The sequence below is a fragment of the Noviherbaspirillum denitrificans genome (genome assembly GCF_002211445.1).
GTDB lineage: Bacteria > Pseudomonadota > Gammaproteobacteria > Burkholderiales > Burkholderiaceae_D > Noviherbaspirillum > Noviherbaspirillum denitrificans.
This window is the reverse complement of the sequence record NZ_LSTO01000006.1, coordinates 19,039-37,267: the sequence shown is the minus strand read 5'-3', so window position 1 is coordinate 37,267 and position 18,229 is coordinate 19,039. Positions and strand designations below refer to the sequence as shown.

Annotated in this window: 23 protein-coding genes; 13 read left to right on the top strand and 10 right to left on the bottom strand. The window is 58.2% G+C overall.

Features of this window, described 5'->3' with window-relative positions:
• Positions 1-169: 169 nt before the first annotated feature.
• The 4 genes from AYR66_RS26010 to AYR66_RS25995 all read left to right on the top strand — a co-directional run bounded on the left by AYR66_RS26010 (position 170) and on the right by AYR66_RS25995 (position 4,466).
• Positions 170-1,222 carry a tyrosine-type recombinase/integrase gene (locus AYR66_RS26010; protein WP_088706314.1) on the top strand — a complete coding sequence of 351 codons (1,053 nt, stop codon included), beginning with the start codon at positions 170-172 and terminating at the stop codon, positions 1,220-1,222.
• A gap of 210 nt (positions 1,223-1,432) precedes the next feature.
• On the top strand, positions 1,433-2,611 hold the full coding sequence (locus AYR66_RS26005) for a helix-turn-helix transcriptional regulator (RefSeq protein WP_088706313.1): 1,179 nt from the start codon (positions 1,433-1,435) through the stop codon (positions 2,609-2,611).
• An 11-nt stretch (positions 2,612-2,622) separates the two neighbouring features.
• On the top strand, positions 2,623-3,636 hold the full coding sequence (locus tag AYR66_RS26000; RefSeq protein WP_206047036.1) for a hypothetical protein: 1,014 nt from the start codon (positions 2,623-2,625) through the stop codon (positions 3,634-3,636).
• The gene (locus AYR66_RS25995) at positions 3,633-4,466 is read left to right on the top strand and encodes a DNA adenine methylase (protein ID WP_088706311.1); all 834 of its coding nucleotides are present in this window, start codon (positions 3,633-3,635) and stop codon (positions 4,464-4,466) included. The genes AYR66_RS26000 and AYR66_RS25995 overlap by 4 nt, the downstream gene beginning before the upstream one ends.
• A gap of 15 nt (positions 4,467-4,481) precedes the next feature.
• On the opposite strand, the gene AYR66_RS25990 is transcribed toward AYR66_RS25995, so the two are convergent.
• The 9 genes from AYR66_RS25990 to AYR66_RS25950 all read right to left on the bottom strand — a co-directional run bounded on the left by AYR66_RS25990 (position 4,482) and on the right by AYR66_RS25950 (position 9,271).
• Positions 4,482-4,757, bottom strand: coding sequence for a hypothetical protein (locus tag AYR66_RS25990; protein WP_088706310.1), 276 nt, complete (start codon positions 4,755-4,757; stop codon positions 4,482-4,484).
• Positions 4,754-4,933 (bottom strand): hypothetical protein, encoded by a 180-nt coding sequence (locus AYR66_RS25985; RefSeq protein WP_088706309.1) that lies wholly within the window; start codon positions 4,931-4,933, stop codon positions 4,754-4,756. Before AYR66_RS25985 ends, AYR66_RS25990 begins: the two co-directional genes overlap by 4 nt.
• 2 nt (positions 4,934-4,935) lie before the next feature.
• A complete protein-coding gene (locus AYR66_RS25980) occupies positions 4,936-6,933 on the bottom strand; it encodes a ParB/RepB/Spo0J family partition protein (RefSeq protein WP_141104014.1) in 1,998 nt (665 codons plus the stop codon).
• Positions 6,815-7,147, bottom strand: a complete 333-nt coding sequence (locus AYR66_RS25975; RefSeq protein WP_088706307.1) for a hypothetical protein — start codon at positions 7,145-7,147, stop codon at positions 6,815-6,817. Before AYR66_RS25975 ends, AYR66_RS25980 begins: the two co-directional genes overlap by 119 nt.
• Positions 7,144-7,374 carry a hypothetical protein gene (locus AYR66_RS25970; RefSeq protein WP_088706306.1) on the bottom strand — a complete coding sequence of 77 codons (231 nt, stop codon included), beginning with the start codon at positions 7,372-7,374 and terminating at the stop codon, positions 7,144-7,146. The genes AYR66_RS25975 and AYR66_RS25970 overlap by 4 nt, the downstream gene beginning before the upstream one ends.
• The gene (locus AYR66_RS25965; RefSeq protein ID WP_088706305.1) at positions 7,374-7,925 is read right to left on the bottom strand and encodes a metal-dependent phosphohydrolase; all 552 of its coding nucleotides are present in this window, start codon (positions 7,923-7,925) and stop codon (positions 7,374-7,376) included. Before AYR66_RS25965 ends, AYR66_RS25970 begins: the two co-directional genes overlap by 1 nt.
• Positions 7,922-8,221: a hypothetical protein gene (locus AYR66_RS25960; RefSeq protein ID WP_088706304.1), complete on the bottom strand. Its 300-nt coding sequence runs from the start codon at positions 8,219-8,221 to the stop codon at positions 7,922-7,924. The genes AYR66_RS25965 and AYR66_RS25960 overlap by 4 nt, the downstream gene beginning before the upstream one ends.
• Positions 8,221-8,475, bottom strand: coding sequence for a hypothetical protein (locus AYR66_RS25955; RefSeq protein ID WP_088706303.1), 255 nt, complete (start codon positions 8,473-8,475; stop codon positions 8,221-8,223). Before AYR66_RS25955 ends, AYR66_RS25960 begins: the two co-directional genes overlap by 1 nt.
• A 331-nt stretch (positions 8,476-8,806) precedes the next feature.
• Positions 8,807-9,271 (bottom strand): helix-turn-helix transcriptional regulator, encoded by a 465-nt coding sequence (locus tag AYR66_RS25950; protein ID WP_141104013.1) that lies wholly within the window; start codon positions 9,269-9,271, stop codon positions 8,807-8,809.
• Here AYR66_RS25950 and AYR66_RS25945 point away from each other — a divergent pair.
• The gene (locus AYR66_RS25945) at positions 9,270-9,536 is read left to right on the top strand and encodes a helix-turn-helix domain-containing protein (protein WP_088706301.1); all 267 of its coding nucleotides are present in this window, start codon (positions 9,270-9,272) and stop codon (positions 9,534-9,536) included. The genes AYR66_RS25950 and AYR66_RS25945 overlap by 2 nt on opposite strands.
• On the top strand, positions 9,533-9,865 hold the full coding sequence (locus AYR66_RS25940; protein ID WP_088706300.1) for a hypothetical protein: 333 nt from the start codon (positions 9,533-9,535) through the stop codon (positions 9,863-9,865). The genes AYR66_RS25945 and AYR66_RS25940 overlap by 4 nt, the downstream gene beginning before the upstream one ends.
• A gap of 389 nt (positions 9,866-10,254) precedes the next feature.
• Here AYR66_RS25940 and AYR66_RS25935 read toward each other — a convergent pair whose 3' ends face one another.
• Positions 10,255-10,566, bottom strand: a complete 312-nt coding sequence (locus tag AYR66_RS25935; protein ID WP_088706299.1) for a hypothetical protein — start codon at positions 10,564-10,566, stop codon at positions 10,255-10,257.
• A 127-nt stretch (positions 10,567-10,693) separates the two neighbouring features.
• On the opposite strand from AYR66_RS25935, the gene AYR66_RS25930 reads away from it, so the two are divergent.
• From AYR66_RS25930 to AYR66_RS25900, 7 genes are all read left to right on the top strand, one after another.
• Entirely contained in the window at positions 10,694-11,182 is a 489-nt protein-coding gene (locus AYR66_RS25930; RefSeq protein ID WP_234814700.1) for a phage regulatory CII family protein, read from the top strand.
• 56 nt (positions 11,183-11,238) lie between these two features.
• Positions 11,239-11,592 (top strand): helix-turn-helix domain-containing protein, encoded by a 354-nt coding sequence (locus AYR66_RS25925; RefSeq protein WP_088706298.1) that lies wholly within the window; start codon positions 11,239-11,241, stop codon positions 11,590-11,592.
• Between the two features lie 156 nt (positions 11,593-11,748).
• Positions 11,749-14,085: a virulence-associated E family protein gene (locus AYR66_RS25920; protein ID WP_088706297.1), complete on the top strand. Its 2,337-nt coding sequence runs from the start codon at positions 11,749-11,751 to the stop codon at positions 14,083-14,085.
• 385 nt (positions 14,086-14,470) lie between these two features.
• Positions 14,471-14,839 carry a hypothetical protein gene (locus tag AYR66_RS25915; RefSeq protein WP_088706296.1) on the top strand — a complete coding sequence of 123 codons (369 nt, stop codon included), beginning with the start codon at positions 14,471-14,473 and terminating at the stop codon, positions 14,837-14,839.
• Entirely contained in the window at positions 14,836-15,609 is a 774-nt protein-coding gene (locus tag AYR66_RS25910; protein ID WP_088706295.1) for a hypothetical protein, read from the top strand. The genes AYR66_RS25915 and AYR66_RS25910 overlap by 4 nt, the downstream gene beginning before the upstream one ends.
• Before the next feature lie 94 nt (positions 15,610-15,703).
• Complete coding sequence (locus AYR66_RS25905) at positions 15,704-16,201, top strand: terminase small subunit (protein WP_088709569.1); 498 nt, start codon at positions 15,704-15,706, stop codon at positions 16,199-16,201.
• A gap of 7 nt (positions 16,202-16,208) precedes the next feature.
• On the top strand, positions 16,209-18,227 hold the full coding sequence (locus AYR66_RS25900) for a phage terminase large subunit family protein (RefSeq protein WP_170942047.1): 2,019 nt from the start codon (positions 16,209-16,211) through the stop codon (positions 18,225-18,227).
• Positions 18,228-18,229 lie beyond the last annotated feature (2 nt).

Below are 18,229 nucleotides of genomic sequence, written 5' to 3'. Positions count from 1 at the left end.
CCGGTCTCGGGCACCAGCAGCATATTTCCAGTATTCAGTTAAAAGGCCGCAATCCAAGTAAATGCAAGGGTTTACGGCCTTTTTGCATTTTCGGCGCGACTCGCAAATCCCCTAAAAATACCGCGTTTTACTGCTACCATTTACGAAAAATCTCCGAAAGATTTACGAAATGGCGAGCTTCAAAAAAGACGGCAACGTGTGGCGCGTGCAGGTGTATGTCAAAGGGCAGCGCGATTCCGGCACATTCCAGACCAAGGCGCAGGCGCAAGCTTGGGCGGCGCAGCGTGAGACGGAGCTCCGGCAGAACAAGTCAACCGCGGTCATTGCCGGCAAGACCGTCCGTGACGCGTTCCACCGGTATGAGAAGGAAGTCTCCAGGACGAAGCGCGGGCACCGATACGAGGCGCTCCGGATGGGCGTGCTGGCCGAGATCGAGGTCGGTGAGCGGCCGGTCAAGTTCGGCGACATCAAGCTATCCGATCTGACGTCTGAGCATCTTGGCATGTTGCGTGATGCCCGCATGAGTATGGAGGTCGCGCAGCGGCAGATCGAGAGGGCGGATCCGGCACCGATCCGGACCGTGAGCGGATCGACCGTCAACCGTGAATTTAACCTCCTGTCGCACGTTTTCAACACGGCGCGGCGTGAGTGGAAGTGGCTTGCCGAAAGTCCGACGAAAGACGTCCGACGGCCGAAAAACCCGCCTCCTCGCGATCGGCGGATCCGGGAGGACGAGATCGAGCGCCTGTGCTTGTCGCTCGGCTTCGATGACGGACCGGCGATGACGGTGAGTCAACGCGTCGCTGTTGCGTTCCTTTTTGCAATCGAGACTGCAATGCGTGCCGGCGAGATCTGCGCATTGGTGCCGGAGCACGTCCAGGGGCAGGTTGCGCACTTGCCGCAGACGAAGAACGGGACAAAGCGGGATGTGCCGCTCTCCAAGCGTGCCGTCGAGCTGCTGTCCTATTTGCCGAAGCCGGAGGAGGGTGGGACCGTTTTCGGGATCACTTCGAAGTCCCTCGATGCGTTATTCCGCAAGGCCAAGGATCGATGCGGGATCACGGACCTGACTTTCCATGACTCGCGACATGAGGCGATCACGCGCCTGGCGAAGAAATTGAACGTTCTGGAATTGGCCCGAATGGTGGGGCATAGGGACTTGAGGATGCTGCAGATCTACTACAACGCGACGGCCGCTGAAATTGCCAGTCGCCTTGACTAGCAACTGAATGGCGTATGCGGAAATTCGCAAGTGCTACCCGGAAGAAGTGCAGACGTCTGCACAACCTAATCCTTACGAAAAGTCAGCTTCCCGACCCATTTACTTTGCTGAAGGACAATCGTATCCGAAGTTGTGTAACAGTGTACTTTAAGGTTTTGTGGCCTACCGGTACAATAGCCGCCTGCAAAAACAAGATAATATTGGGAAATTATGCCCGCCTTTTCGCCGATATCAGGAGCGCCAACTCGTGGCTGTCCAACGGACCTTCTCGAGTTTGACCGCCAAAATCCTCGTCTACTGAATGGAAACGACTACAGCACTTCGAACGATGAGGACATTATCTCGGCGTTGAACGAGATCTCACCTCTCGACGAAGTCATTACGTCGATTTGCACCAATACTTACTTAGACTTTGAGCCTCTAATTGTAATGGGACCCAATGGGGGGCCGTATAGAGTCCTAGAGGGCAATCGCCGGCTTGCATCGATAAAGCTAATAAAAGATCCGGACCTGGCGGCGAAATGCAGAATTTCCCTTCCAAGGATACGCGCGGATGTTCGCAGGTCCGTTGAAAAAGTCACAGTCTGGCGTGTCGACAAAGAGAGCGACGCACAGGCATTCATTGGCTTTAAGCATATTAACGGCCCTAGTCGATGGGATGCTTATGCCAAGGCACGCTTCGTGTCAGATTGGTATAAGCGCGAGCGCGAGAATGGACTCACTATCGATCAAATCGCGCGGCAGCTTGGTGATGATAACGATACTATTCGCGCGTACATCTCTAGCATCTTCGTACTGGAGCAAGCAGAGGGACGTAAACTTTTTGACATTAAGAACCGGTATAACAAAGGAAAATTCGCGTTTTCGCATTTGTATACCGCGCTTGGACGGACGGAATATCAGGACTTCCTCGGACTTGACAAAGGGTGGAGCAAGGAGCCTGTAACTTCGCCAGTTCCAAGAGCAAATGAGGGCAAGCTAAAAGAGGTTTTACTTTATCTTTACGGCGACAAACGAGATGACGCTCAACCATTAGTTAAGTCTCAAAACCCTGACTTGAAGCATGTGGGTGAGGTAATTGCCCACCCAGTTGCTCTCGAGAGAATTCGCACCGGGGAGAAGCTTAGTGTCGCTTATAACGAGGTGCGCTCGCCTTACGACGTGTTTAGCGAAGTGTTGGCGCAAGCCCATGTGCGGCTCAGTTCTGTTATAGATGCGCTACCAAAATACAATGGTGAACCGAACCTCCTCGCGATAGCGCGTGAGATCTCGCAGCAGGCTGATATTCTCCTTACCGTAATGAAGAAGAAAAGTGCAGAAGTAAATCCTCCGGCGACGCCGAAAAGCAAGGGTGCTCCAGGCACAAAAAAGCCACTCCAAAAGAAGTAAAGTAACCGCAAATGCCGTTAGCCCAAATTCCGTTGGATCGCGATCCTCACGTAATCGCAGATTGGTTTGAATTTCATGTCTTATGTTCTGAGTACTCGGTTGGTCAGCTCCGGAGTTTGCAAAGAGCATGGGACCGTAGGCGAAACTCCGAAAGCTCAGATCCAGAAGGGCGCGCGTTAGAAGACGGCGCTCCGGATGAGCAGTTTTTGGAAGAGATACTTGCAGAATTCCAAAAGCGAATGGAATGCTTGGGTGATCATTATCCCTTCCAGTTTAACGACACTGAGGAAGAGCTACTCCTGAAAAACGATATATCCGACGGGGCGATGCTTTATCTTTTCTGCCTCTTCCTGTCGAGCGTAAAGAGTTCCGAGATTTTCGAGCTTGATCGCTTTGATTTTGAGTTAAATAACAGGATTCGAGACTTGTTTCAGGCGTGCGCTACTTGGGCAGCAGCCGGAGCACTTGAAGGCTGTGCTATAGCATTCGGATTTCCTCGTCCAGATGGATCTCCCTACCTGGACAAACTGCGTTCAACTTATGCACTGTTTGGGGAGGGCACTGTACGGGAAGCTCCTCTGCCAGGGGTATCAACAAATCCCAAAGATGAAGGTATTGACGTCATCGCATGGAAGCCTCGAAACGATAATGCAGCAGGCACCTTTTATATGCTTGGGCAAGCGGCTTCCGGTGGCAACTGGCCAAGTAAGAGCGTACTCGAATATTTCCGTCCATTTCACGAGAACTGGTTTTCAGAAATACCAGCTTCCGAGCCGACGGCCGCACTCTTCATCCCATTCTGTATCCCACTCACCGGTGGAGCGACACTCAAGCAACAGTTGCATGTGCTAACGAAGAGGTATGGCGCGATCTACTATCGATATATGATCCCAGTACTTGCCTACAGGGGGCTGGGACTAACGGCAGATCAAAGACTTACAGTTGAACGTACCACTGATTTTCCTGAGATAGCCGCTTGGGTTACTGAACGAATCACAGAGCTGAAGCAGGCTGCCACGGCATGACCGAGATTGTCAAAACTCCCTTCCGCTACCCCGGAAGTAAATCGTCGTTTACAAAGGTAATTAAGGACCTGATCATTTATAACGGGCTCGAGGGGAAGAAGCTCGTGGAACCCTATGCCGGAAGCGCAGCTGTAACGTTAGCGCTCCTGTCAGAAAAAGTTTGCTCGGAAGCAGTAATTTCGGAGCGCGATCCCCTCATGTACTCTTTCTGGAAGGTTGCATTTGAGCATCCAGATAAGCTCATAAAAAAAATCAAGAATGTGACCGTTTCACTCAAAACGTGGCATGAACTTCAACCTTTGCTGAAGTGCGAAGAGCCATCAGAAGAAGATGAAGTTCAGCTGGCGTTTGCGGCCTTATTCTTTAATCGAACAAACTTCTCAGGAGTCTTGCATTCGGGGCCGATCGGCGGGCAAAAGCAGTCGTCTGCCTATAGCATTGATTGTCGCTTCAATAAAGAAGATTTGATCGATAAGATTAAAAGACTCAGTGATCTCGCAGACCGAGTGGAAGTCCGGTATGGAGATGCGCTCGACGTAATTACGGAATACAAGCGAAGAACTACTAGCCTTTTCTATGTGGATCCACCCTATTTTATTCAGGGACGTAAGCTTTATCGTCATCACTACAAGCTGAAGGACCATGTGGCGCTATCCTCTTCTCTTAAAAGTGCCAAGTTCAATTGGATATTGAGCTATGACAGTCATGACGTGATTAAGGGTTTGTATGCCGATCACAACCATGTACATAAGGCATTCCAATACAGTACTAAAGCACCGAAAAAAGAGGATGAGCTGCTCATCACTACTCTAGAAATACCGGTAAATTAGATTGGTCATTGGCGATTAATTTCTCGTCCTAATTTCGCGATATTTCTCCGCCCACTCGATCACCTCTTTTGCCTTCCAGAGCGGATGACCGCGGCCGCCTTGCGACGGGAGGCGGATCGCCTTCGGGAAGTCGGGGAGCGGGCAGATCCGCTCGCGGACGGCGGAGTCGCTGCGCTTCAAGAATTGGGCGATCGTCGAGACGTCCCAAAGGTCAATGTCAACCGGGAGCGCCGGACGGAGTTGCTTGCCGAGGAGGTCGGCCAGCTTGGTGAGGAGTTCGGTTTCGCTCATTTCACTTCTGCGCGTGTTGGAGCGCGCAGCTCGCTGGTGATGTCAGTGTTGCCCGCAATTCTTGCGGCCTTGGCTGAGATCCAGGCGCGGGAGCGCCTGGGGAACTGGCGACGCAGCTCCTGCTCGGCTTTCGTCGAGGCGGTGCGGCGTGCCAGAAAATTGAACTTCTGAGACATGGTCACTTGCCCTTTGCGGCCATTTCCGCGGCGGTGGGGAACGGCCATGCGGTAGCGGGGACCTCGTCGGTCTTTGCGTTTGTTGCCGCGGCCTTTTTGGCTGGCGTAGGCTTCGCTGGAGCCGCTTTTTTCGTGTCGGTGGCATCCTTGGTCGTCTCGGCCATTTTCGGTGCCTCTGCGGCCGTTTCTGCAGTCTTTTGCTGCCCCTTCTTCTTCGGCGTTTCAGCTGCGACTGGCAGATCCTGCTGCTCTGCAGGTTTCGGGGTATGTTCCGATCGGATTTTGTCGTGCTCGATGTCGCAGGCCTTTGCAACATCGAGGAGGCCGAGATACCAAGGATTCTCAAGGTGCTCGTCGTCGTCCATGTCGAAGGCGTCAACCTGGACGCACTCGCCAATCGTCATTCCGAGGATAAAGGCGACAACTTCTTCGAGACTGGCGGAATCGATGAACTTCGCAGCTTCATTGAAGTTGAGGACGTTGAACTTGTAGTCGCTCGCAATGACGTGTGGGAAAGACCATTCGTCGCAAAGACGCTTTGCGATATGACGTAGGGCGGTTAAGTGCCCGTCTCCCTGGAGGATCTTGCTGCGGACCTCTGCATATACCGCTTTCCGGATTGTTGTCTCCAGCTCGGCCTTTTTCGTGCGCTCGCGACGCTCAGCCTCGGCCTGCTTTTCCTTCTCCGAGACTTTCGGATCGCGTGCGTTGCCGCTCATCTTTTCCTGCAAGAGCGCATTGTGCTTCTCCAGGGTGAGGCAGAGGCCCGCCTTCTCCAAGGCGAACTGGATAGCGGACTTTTCATACACCGCATCAATTTCGCCGTCATTGCCTTTGACATACGCGACAGGCTTCGGCAGTTGGTCGGCGGGGATGACGTCCTCAATGGGCGTGTTGGACATCGAGGACTTGGCCAACCGGTCCATCTTGTAGAGGCCGTCATATGCGGACACCTGGTTGTTTTCCCGGAGCTTGGTATAGGCCTCCATGCCGTCTGCGTAAATCGGCAGACCTGACTTTTGCGCGGCTGCGGCTTTGCGCTCGTTGTGTGCGTTAACCTTTGATTCGAAACAATCCGGATCAGTGCAGACGTCTGCATCGACGTCGTGATAGATCTCCGGCTGATTACCGGTCCGTTTTGGGCAGGAGAGGCAGGATCCAGTAGCTGATACGAGCTTGGCGTCCTTGATCGCAAACTTTGCGTGAGCGAGATCGAGCATGTAGCGCGCCTGGAGGTGCTCGACGGCGCGGCGGAATGACATCGGCTCGGGTTGTCCGTAGTTGTGGACGATCTCCTGCGTTGCCTTTGCCTGCAGGGCGAGGACCGGCATCCTGGCGATTCGCTCTGCAATCGAGGCGTTGATCTTGCCGGCGAAGAAGGCCTCGCGTGCTTCGGATGCGAGAGAGCACAGCTTCAAGCGGCCATAGATGTAGGCCTTGCTCTTGCCGACCTTGTCGGCCAGCTGTTCTGCGGTGTAGTCGTGTTGGCGCATGAGCTGGTCGTATCCCTCCGCCTCCTCGATCGGATGCACGTCCTGGCGTTGCAGGTTCTCGATGACCTGGATCTCCAGCACCTGGACGTCTGTGAGTTCGCGCACGATCGCAGGGATGGACTGCAGGCCTGCCAGTTTGGAGGCGCGGTAACGGCGCTCGCCGGCGACGATCTCGACGCAGTCGATCATGCTCTCGGTGGTCGGCAGCGGACGGACAAGGATCGGCTGTGCGACGCCAACCTGCCGGATGCTCTCGGCGAGCTCATGCAGTGCGGACTCGTCGAAGTGTTTGCGCGGGTTGGTCTTGGAGGGAATCACGCACGCAAGGGGGATAGTGCCGAAGTGGGGCTCTGCAAAATTGGTTTGGGTTGCGGTCATGGCTTTTCCTTCAACGATGGGATGCGACAGTGGGGATGGAGGTCTGTGCAGCACGCAGCTTTGCGAGCAAACCGAACGGATCCGACGGGTTATAGCGAGGGGCCTCGACCGGAGGATCTTTGCGAACAAGTGCGGCGAGGCCCGTTTTCGTGATGGTGTAGGTGGAGGACTGCGTTGCCTTGTCACGTCCCTTGATTACAGCCTGTGCGGCAATGAGGGGCTTCATGACCGTAGCGATATTCTTTGTGGTCACGCCGATGGACTCGGAAAGGGATTTGCCGGTTGTGCGGCCGTGATCTTTTAAGTGGAGCAGGGCAAGCGTTTGACGGTCTTTGCGTTTCATTTGGATGCCTCCTGCCGAGGCTTGCCAAATTTGGTCTTGCGGAGCTGGTTGAGGGGAACGCACTCCAGGATTCCCGGTAGCTCATGGTCCACCTCGACGACCGCAAAGGCCTGCCCGTTCTCGATGCTGCGGGTGAGGTGGCGCACAGCGCCAGTGTTCGTCCCGTCGATAGAGCTGTCCCATTCGACCAGGTCGTTCTCGCTAAATGCGACGGCTGTAGCGATCATCACAGGACTCCGGCGAGCTCTTTGAAGCGGGACAGATACATCGACTCGGCCAGGTGCGAGGACACCGGACTAATGTTCCCGTTGCGCGGCTTGACACCTTCGAGGATTGCCCACGGCGTTGCATCGGGCGGCATGAGATCGCGGCGCTCTGTGGCGAGCATGATGAGATCCGCCTCCTGGATGCAGGCCTTGCACTCGTCGGACTGCTCCATGCCGAGGCCGAAGCGGTCGAAGATCTCGGCCTGCATCATGCTTTCCCATGTGCGGTATTGGGCGCTGCCGTCGAGGCGCTTGAGCGGCTGGACCATGTCGCCGAAGTAGGCCTCGGCGGCGTCATGGAGGAGGGCATGGAGACGGTACTTGAGCGGCACCAGGTGCGATGCCAGGACGCAGTGTTGCGCGACGCTGTAGAAGCGGCGCGTATGGCCTCCAAAGCGGTTGATCTGCGACAGCGCGTGTGCAATGTCGGTGATGTGGATCGTTGTCGGATCCGGCTTGAGGAGGTTCACGTAGCGGCCGGAGTAGGTGAGGATGCAGTTTTCGAGATTCATTTGCGGCGTGCTTTCGGAGTGGGCTCGAAGGCCTCATTGATGAAAAAGGACAGGACGCACCGGAAACCGGCGTTCTTGACGAGGAGGTGCCATTCGGCGAAGACGTATTGCGTGCGGGGACGGACGCGGACGGGAGTGCTGACCTGGTAGCCGGCGGACTCCATGGCGGCGATGCGGGATCCGATTGCCAGCACTTTGGAACGCGCCTCCGGGTCGGTGACGCGTTCCAGAATGACGGCGATCTTGCTCGCGGCTGCGGTGTCGTCTGCTTGAACGGGGAGCTCGGCCGCGATCATCACGCCTCCAGGCGGCGGAGTTCGGACTTGAGGTGCACCTGGCGCTTGTGGAGCTCACCCTCAACGAGGAAGTCGTTGAGCCGGTTCTCCTGGATGTGTCCGAGCTGGTATTCGTTGTGCTGCAGCTCGAAATTGATGAGCCAGCGGCGGATCCGGTTGGCGGCGGGCTTGATGGCGAGTGACAGCATTGCGCGCACTGTCACCGGCCGGATGCGGCGGAAGGTGTTGCGGTACTGCGGCTTCTGATTTCCCATTTTGCGCTCCGTCAATAAGGTTGCGACGGGGCAAATTAAACCATGGGTTTATTTTTATAGTCAACCTAGGGTTTAATATTGGGGGAAAATTTTAACCTTTACTTATCTCATGTTCATGGGATTTGTTGCCATTTAGCAATGTGCTAAGTGTAAATTCCGATTAACAACGAGTAGAGAGATGAAAACGAAGCTGAACGATGCGAGCGCGCTCGAAGCGGAGATCTTGGAGCTGAGTGATTCCTACCGGGGGATGGTGCCGGAGGCGAGAATGGTACTGATGGAGGCGGCGCAGCGGTTTAGGAGGCAGTTCCCGCTCCGGCCGCAGAGCCCGCTACGACTTGTGTCGAGTCGGAATAATGTCAAGTGACTCGCTTCGTGGGGCTCCCTCGGCAGCTGCTGAAATGAGGGCCTTGCCGATAGCGGTCGACTCTCTATAAGCGGTAATCAGCCGGAGTTCTTCGGCGTCAACATAGACCAGGGAAAGCGACGGCTGACTTTGGGCGAGAGCATCCTCAGACACGCCGAGCAGGACGTCGAGCGAAATGCCGAGGATTTGGGAAACATCCTTCGCGCTCTCGCGAGAAATCTTCCCTGTAGCAATCCATTTTGATACGGCTGTATCCGAGACGTTGGCTTGCTCTGCGAGCCAGCCTTGCGTCTTCTTCAGGCTTTTAAGCCTGTCTTTAATGATGATTCCGAGCGGATGTGCCATGAGGTGATTGTCAAAGGATCTATTTGATGACTCAACCAACCGGTGCTTTACAGCGAATTTAACCTGTGGTTTAATTTGCGCCATGGAAACGACCATCATTCCTCCGATCAAGAAAGCAGCCGAGGTGCTCGGCGTGCCGGTGCTTGCTTCGATTTGCTCCGTCTCTCCAGTTGCTGTCTACAAGTGGCTGAAAAAAGGTCGCTTGCCGCGTACCGAGTGGACCGGCGAGACGAATTACGCAGCGCTTATCGCCGAAGCATCTAAGGGCACAGAGTTCGAGTGCACTCGCGAGCAGCTCCTTCAGTTGCCTGCAGCGGTCGTGAACTGTCCTGAGCAGGTGCCTGCATGAAAACCATCAAGTCGTGCCTTGTCCCTCCTGCTGAGGGGGCGAAACCGTGCAAGAGCGCTCCAGTTGCAGAGGTGCTGTCGGATGAGCAGCCAAAGCGGCGCATACCGAGCAGCTATCTCGCGGCCGGCTTGCGCAATGTGACTCCGGTAGATGCCGCTTACAACGAGATCGGTATCGGCTTCAATGTGGGAGACGAGGTCGTGCGGTTGCGCCTGGGTGTCATGGATGTGCGCGGAATGATTGCGGATCTCGAGTATTACCTCATCCGCTGCCAATCCCCAACGTCGTCCGGAGCGCCGAGTGTGGACGTGTCGACTCCGGACGAGTGACTGAACGTATGCCCACCACAAAAATCGTCCACTGCCTGCTGTGCAGTCAGGTAGTCGCCAAGAACCTCGTCGTCCACGGCGACTTGAAAGCGACGGGTCGATTGATTGAAAAGAATCTTCGCCGTGCCGACTCGTGTCGGCCAAAAGCAAACCAGTTGCATTGGGAGTTCCCTTGTTGATCGTTGTTGTGTGGAAACTGCAATTTATCACGCTGGAACCTCCCGCCCATTTTTTGAAGGTGGTCGTATGAAAGCCATGTATGCACGGCTCCTCCTCTGGCTTATCCGTCCGGCGCTCGATCGTTATGCGGTCGTCACGGCCGGAGCGGACGTCCAGGAGGATGCGGTCGTTGTGGTTGCGTCGGTCAGACCGATAAAAGGCGCGTGATGTCAGCGGCGACTCTTCGACTCCATGAGGGCGCGGTAGGCCTCGACGTTCGCAAACTTCGTCCGGCCGTCTACGTCCAGCGTGCAACCGTTGGCCGCGCACCAGGCCGGGAAGGTCTGCGGGTCGATGTAGGCCTTGATCACGGTGTGTCCCTTGCTCGCGTATCTCTTGCGCACCTCCTCGGCACGACTCTCCCATTGCCTGAATGTCGCCGGCAGACGATCGCCGTCCGTGAAGAGGGCGCGCAGGCGCGAGTAGTCCTCCGATCGATACCAGGGAATGCCGATCGCTTGCACATGAGGTGTTGAGGTCATTCGTTGTCCTTTTGGTCGTTGCTCGCACTTTGGATCTCCGGCCGTCGTTTGTGTTGTTGTTTGAACTGATTCAAAGGTTATCCGTCTCGCAAGAGTTGCGCGACGTTAATAAAAGGGGATGTTTACCGTGACTTACCGCTACTCCGACATCAATCAGCACGACGCACGCTACAACCTGGCGCGGGAATATCCCGGCGGTATCGAAATGCTGGCAAAGCGGATGGGCATGTCTGTTGCCGTCCTCCGCAACAAGCTCGCGCCGGGAATCAAGACGCACCACGTCAACGACGAAGAGGACTCCCTGATCATCGAATTCAGCCAGGAGGCCAACGTCGAGGAGCCGTGCCGTGCGCTCATCGCGAAGAACTACCGGCACGGCCTCATTGCGTTCCCCATGCCGGCAGTCCAGCACCTCTCCGACGACGACCTCACGCACGCGCTTTGCCGCGCAATGAAGGAATGCAGCGACGTCACCGCGAGCGCGTCCTCGGCATTGGCGGACGGTCGCGTCACGGCGGCCGAGCTGGACCAGCTGGAGAAGGAAACGCAGGAGGCGCTTGCCGCGATCGTCGAGCTGCGTGAGCGGTATCGCGCACGCGCCGAGGGAAGCAAGTAAAAAAATTTGGCCGCAAGGTCACTGGGTAACTCACTGGGATGCGTCAGGAGGGAATCATGGATCAGCTGCAATTGAGCCTGTTGGGCTGCTTGGAAGGCCCTGGCGCCGTTCCGGCGTCCGAGATCGCGAAGCTGCGGACCTATCGTGAGGCCGTTGTCGCAGCCTGGTCGCATCGTCGCATCAAGGGCATGACGCAGGCGACGCTCGCCGAGCGGACCGGCATGCGGCCGTCCCATATCAGTGATTACCTGTCGACCGAGGGGCACGACAAGAACGGGAAAGAGCGGCGCGAGATGCCGGCGAAATACCTGCCGGCATTCGAGGCTGCAGTCGGCAACACGACTGTCACGCAGTGGCTCATGGAGCAGTCCAGGCAGGCGCTCCAGGCATCGCTTGCTGCGGCCGCTTAAGGGAATGGTGCAGATTTGAACCTTGACGATTTTGATCGCGTAGCCAACGCAGCTCTCCAGTCAATCGAGAGCCTGCTCACGGATTGGTTTCCGCAGGGCGTGCGCGACGGGAACGAGTTTTGTATTGGTTCTAAGTCCGGCGAAGCCGGCAAATCAATGCGTATTCGTCTATCCGGCCACAAGGCCGGATACTGGTCTGACTTTGCCATGGACGGCGAAGCCGGCCGCGATCTGATCTCCCTCTATGCCTATGTCAACGATCTCAGCCAGGGCAAGGCCTGCGCAGCGGTCGCTCGCGATCTCGGCATTGAGCTCACGCCAGATCCGAACTACACCGGCAAACCCGCGGCCTCCTCGGCGAAGCCAAAAAATCAACAGAAACCAGCGCCTGCGCAAGCGGCAAAAGGGGTGGAAGAGGCTCCGAAGAAAGCGCGGACGGAGTGGGTTCCAGTCCTGCCGGTGCCGGAAAATGCTGGACCGTATCCGCGTGCGCATGTGGTGCGCGGCAAGCCGGAGCGCCTTTGGGAGTATCGTGACCAGGAGCGCCGTCTCCTCGGCGTGATCTATCGCTTTGTGACCTCGGACGGCGGCAAGGAAGTCCTGCCGTGCGTCTATGCGCGCCATGCCGTCACCGGCAAAGCAGATTGGCGCTGGCTGTCTTTCCCTGAGCCAAGGCCGCTCTATTTGCCGGCACCGCTGCGCGAGGGTTTCCCGGTCCTGGTGGTCGAGGGCGAGAAGTGCGCAGACGCGGCGCTCGATGTCCTCGGACACCTGGTCGACGTCGTGTCATGGCCAGGCGGCGGCAAGGCCGTGAGCAAAGCCGATTGGTCTCCGCTCGCAGGCCGCAAGGTGATCATTTGGGCGGACGCGGACGCGAAGACCTACAAGGACGGACATCCGCAGGCCGGGGAGATCCGGCCGGAGCATGAGCAGCCGGGGATGGTTGCAGCGACGAAGATCAGCGAGATCCTCGCCGGTATCGGTTGCGAGGTGCGACTCATCGACATTCCTGCGCCTGGCGTGAAGCCGGACGGATGGGACATCGCGGACCTCCTCGGCGAGGGTGCGACACCGGACGACGTCGCGGCATGGTTGGACAAGCTGCGGCCGCTGCCGGACGTCGAGGCAGCGCCGGCGGACGAGATCCCGGACTACATGGATGCACCTCCGCCGGAGGGCGCTTCTACCGCTCCGCCGGCTGGCGCACGCAAGACGTTCCAGCAGATCCGAGCGATGATGATCGGGACCGCGAGCGGCGGCGTGAAGGGTTGCCGCGAGAACGTCTACATCGCGTTGCAGAATGATCCGCGCCTGATCGGCCTCGTCGCGCTCGATCAGTTTTCGCAGCTGCAGGTCAAGCGCAAGAGTCCTCCCTGGCCGTCCGAGCCGGGGGAGTGGACCGAGGGCGATGACTTCCACCTCGGCATGTACCTCGCGAATACGTATTCGCTGGTGATGGCCTCGGTCAGCGAGATCGAGAAAGCCGTTGCACAGTCCGCCAGGGAGAACGCTTTCAATCCGGTCACGGATCTCCTGGAGGAGTGTGCGGACAAGTGGGACGGGCAGCATCGTGTCGTCAATGCGTTCTCAACGTACTGGGGCGCGGTCGAGTCCGAGTACCTGCAGCTCATCTCGCTCATGTTCTTCGTCGGCCTGGCCAAGCGCGCTTTCCATCCTGGCGTCAAGCATGACTATGCGCCGGTGTTCGAAGGCGGCCAGGGGCAGGGCAAGTCGACAGCGCTCTCCATCCTCGGCGGACAGTGGTTTGCTGATACGCCGTTCAAGATGGGAGACAAGGACGGTTTCCTCTCGATCCAGGGGATCCTCCTGTATGAGATCGCCGAGCTGGAGCAGTTCAACCGCTCCGAGGTGACGGCGATCAAGGCCTTTATGTCGAGCCAGACGGACCGCTATCGCGAGCCATACGGCCGGCGCATGAAGAACGTTGCGCGGCGGACCGTGTTCGCTGCGACGACCAACGAGGCCGAATACTTCAAGGACACGACGGGCAACCGGCGATTCTGGCCGGTGGAGACCGGCAGGATCGACCTGGAGGGGTTGCGGCGCGATCGCGAGCAGCTGCTCGGCGAGGCCGTGCACCTGATGCGCCAGGGCGAGCTCTGGTATCCGACACCGGACGAGCAGGCAACGCTCATCACGCCGGAGCAGGAAAAGCGCGAGATCGCGGATCCATGGCTCGGCCGGATCTATGACTACGTGCAGGGCATCGACGCAGACGGCGAGACCACACTCGGCAAGCGAAACCGCGTGACATGCCGGGAGCTGCTCACCAGGGCGCTGCATATCGAGATCGGCAAGCTCGGTCCTGCCAAGCAGGAGACGATGCGGATCGCGGCCTGCATGCGCAAATTGGGGTGGACCAAGGGACGGGAGACGGACGGGGCGCGTGAGCGCTTCTATGAGCGTCCAGTTCCGCCGGCCGCACCTGTCCAACAAGTCAGCGAGGAGAACGATGTTGCTCTCCCGCTGTAATCAATCGGTGATGAACCGGACAACTTTGCACCAGGGATCGTGCGCGGCATTGCTGCGGGCGGAAAAGGGCATTGGGTCTGGTTCGATGGGCTTTCGTCCGACGTCGTCCAACCTTCTGTTTTCGAGGTTGGACGGCGCAAACCCGCGTGGTTATTGGCTCCGCCAACCTCCCAACCTCGCCAACCGATTCCGGACACGCGCACACACGCACGCACGCGTATACGCGACGGGAGGATTCCGTCTTTTCCTTTTCGGCAAAACTTCAAAACAGGTTGGGCAGGTTGGGAGGTTGGTCAGGACCAGCATTCAAGCGGGTTTCAGCCGTCCAACCTTTTGTCCAACCAATAGGAGGTTGGACAAAGTGAGCACAAGTCTGAGAGATCAAATGCCCTGGGTTGCAGGAGTCGTCGATCACTTGCGGGAAGTGTTCGGGCAGGAGTTCGTTGACGGCCAGATCCGGCGGAGTCTGAGGGGTGAGCCGGTCTTCTATGCCGAGGAGAACGGGCACCAGGTCGGCACCAAGCACAACCTGGAGATCACCTCGATCACGTACTGGGATGAGCGCGGCATCGCTCAATCCCGCGAGCCTGAGTGGATCCAGCTCGCGAGGGACGATGCCAAGCGGCGCGGCATCACCATCCGTCCGGCCAACCAGGCGGACTATCGCGACGTCAAGCGCGAGGCGGATGAGCTGCGCAAGGTATTCACGAGTAGTGCAGACGTCTGCACAAAGTCAGGAGGACAGCAGGCATGAAGATCACCGTATCCCACAACCTGGACGAGATTAAGTCCAAGATCGCCGATATCGGCAAGCAGGCGAGATACGCGGCAGCGGTGGCGTTGACCAAGACAGGGCAGGACGTTCGCGATGAGCTCAAGAGCGAGATGGCGCGGAAGTTCGATAAGCCGACACCGTACACGCTCAACAGTCTCTTCCTCCGGCGCGCAACGCGAGACAACCTGGAGGCGCAGGTATGGGTCAAGGACAACACCTTCGGGAGCGGCACGCCTGCCGATCGCTACCTCGGGCCCGAGATCTACGGGGGGGCGCGGACGCAGAAGGGGATGGAGCGCGCACTGCAGGCAGCAGGTCTCATGCGGTCGGGCGATTACGCAATCCCTGCGGCAGGCGCGCAGCTCGATGCCTTCGGCAACGTCAAGCGGAGCCAGATCGTACAGATCCTTTCACAGCTGCGGGTGCAGATGGCGTCAGGCTTTGAGTCACGCCGAAGTAACAGCGCGGCATCGAGGCGGACCGTTGCGCGGCAAGGTGTTACCTACTTCGCGCTGCCAACACAGGTGCGAGGGTTGAAGCCGGGCATCTACTTGAAGAAGCGGTTCTCGCGCGGCTCTGCAATCAGGCCGGTCTTTATCTTCACGTCGCAGGCCGGATACGCGAAGCGCTTCGACTTCTTCGGGGTGGCCAGCCGCGTTGCTGAGCAGCGCCTGCCGATTCACTTCGAGCGTGAACTCGAAAAGGCAATGAGGACCGCCATGCCGACACAACAACAGGGATTGTTCTGAGTTATGCGCGGGTCCTTCCTACAGCGTCCGCCTGAGGGTAATTCAGTCCTCGAGCGCGTTCTAGTCATGGCATTTTTCCTAGGGGGTTATGTTTATGCCTGACCTTTCGTCTCGCGTCACTCAAGGCGAGTTCGCTGCCATGGTCGGGATCTCTCAGCCTGCAGTGAGCGCCTTGGTCGCAAAAGGCGTCCTAAAAAACGGGGATCCCGCTGGCGCGTGGCTGCATTCGTATTGCGCCAACCTCCGGGAGCAGGCCGCCGGCCGAGCCTCCGAGGGCGGGCTCGACCTCGTCCAGGAGCGCGCGCGCTTGGCCAAGGAACAAGCGGACAAGTTCGCGATGGTCAATGCGCAGACGCGCAAAGAGCTCGCGCCGATCTCGTTGATCGAGCTGGTCCTGGCGAACATGGCGCGGCAAGTCGCCGGCGTCCTGGAGGCGCTGCCGATCCAGATCAAGCGCGCAGCAAAGAATCTCAGCAGTGAGGACCTGAGACTGATCACCGATGAAATTGCCAAGGCGCGCAACATGGCGGCCGCACTAAAACTGGACTGGGACGAGATCGATGGACTTGTCGGAAATTCAGCGAGCGATTGACCGGGGCTTGTCCCCGTTCGAGGTCCCTCCGCCTGTGCGCCTGTCGCAGTGGGCGGAGGAGCACTTCTACCTTTCGGCCGAGTCGAGCTATGTCGAGCAGGCGTGGTCCGCCTTCCCGTATCAGATCGGGATCATGGACTGCATCAGCAACGACGACATCAGGGAGGTATGGGTCCGCAAGTCGGCGCGCGTCGGCTACACGAAGATCATCCTTGCGGCCATGGCGTACTTTGCCGAGCACAAGCGGCGGAACCAGGCTGTCTGGCAGCCGACAGACGACGACGCGGACGACTTTGTAAAGACGGATGTCGATCCGATGCTGCGCGACGTCAAGACCATGCAGCGCGTGTTCCCTGAGTACCTGTCCAGGCACAAGAACAACACGCTGCGGCAAAAGACTTTCCTCGGCTCCGTGCTGCATATTCGCGGCGGGAAGGCTGCGAAGAATTACCGGCGACTGTCGGTTGATGTCGCAATCCTTGATGAGGTCGACGGATTCGATACGGACATTGAAAAAGAGGGCAGTCCGATCACGTTGTCCGGCAAGCGGATCGAGGGCGCGACGTTCCCGAAACAGATCGGCGGCAGCACACCGAAGCTCAAGCACTTGAGCATGATCGAGGCGCGTGAGCAGGAGGCGGAGCGCAGTTTCCGGTTCAACATCCCTTGCCCGCATTGCGGCACCGAGCACACGATCCGATGGGGCGGCAAGGACAAGAACGATCAGCCTCTGCCGTATGGATTCAAGTGGATCAACGACGATCCGGAGACCGTGACGCACCTTTGCGAGGCCTGCGGGGTGCACTACACGCAGGCGGAGTATCTCTCAGTCTGGAAGCGCGGCCGGTGGGTCGATCGCGAGGGCGTCTGGATCGACCAGGAGGGCAACTTCCGGGACCGTGACGGAAGCCTGGTCCCGGCTCCGCACTCGGTCGCGTTCCATATCTGGACGGCCTATAGCCCGATGACGAGCTGGGCGCAGATCGTGCGCGAGTTTCTCTCCGCAGTTGCCAAGGCAAAAGCCGGCGACAAGGCCGAGCTCAAGACCTTCGTCAACACGACGCTCGGCGAGTCCTGGGAGGAGGAGGTCGAGCAGACGGACGAGAACGAGCTCAAGCTGCGCGCCGAGCCGTTTGCGCTGCGCACCGTGCCGATGGGTTGTCTGGTGCTGACGGCCGGCGTCGACGTCCAGGACAACCGATTCGAGATCACCGTCTACGGATGGGGGCGAGGCATGGAGCGGTGGACGATTGACTACACCGTCCTGCAGGCCAATCCTGCCGATGAGCGGGACTGGGAAAAGCTCGACACGTACCTGCAGACCAAGTTCCGGCACGCGAGCGGCCAGCTGCTCGCGATCGAGGCCGCGGCGATCGACACCGGCGGTCACTTCACGCACCAGGTGTATGACTTCTGCCGCATGCGCGCGCGCCGGCGGATCTTCGCCGTCAAGGGTGACAACAAGCAAGGGGTGCCGATCAAGGGCAAGGCCTCGATGCAGGACGTCAACAGCAAGGGCAAGGTGATCAAGCGCGGCGTCAAACTGTGGTTTGTTGGCACCGACACGGCCAAGGACTTGATCCATGGACAGCTCAAGGTGATGACGCCGGGGCCCGGATTCGTGCATTTCTCGAAAGAGCTGCCGGACGAGTTCTATACGCAGCTCACGGCGGAGATCCGGATCCTGCAGCGCACCGCTGTCGGCGAGGTCTATCGATGGGTGAAGAAAAGCGCCGGCGTGCGCAATGAGGTGCTGGACTGCACAGTCTATGCAACCTTTGCCGCGCACGCGCTCGACCTGCATCGATACACGCAGAAGATGTGGGACAAGTTGGAGTCCATCGTCCAGCCTCCGACGGGCGATCTCTTCGCGCTGCCGGAGCCGCCGATCGAGCGAGAGGCGGCGCAGGAGACGGCCGAGCAGGTCGACCAGGGCGCGACGGAGCAAGCGCCGGCCGCGCCGGCACGCAAGACAAAAACCCGCAAGGTGCGGCAATCAGGATTTGTTCAGGGCTGGAGGGGATAACC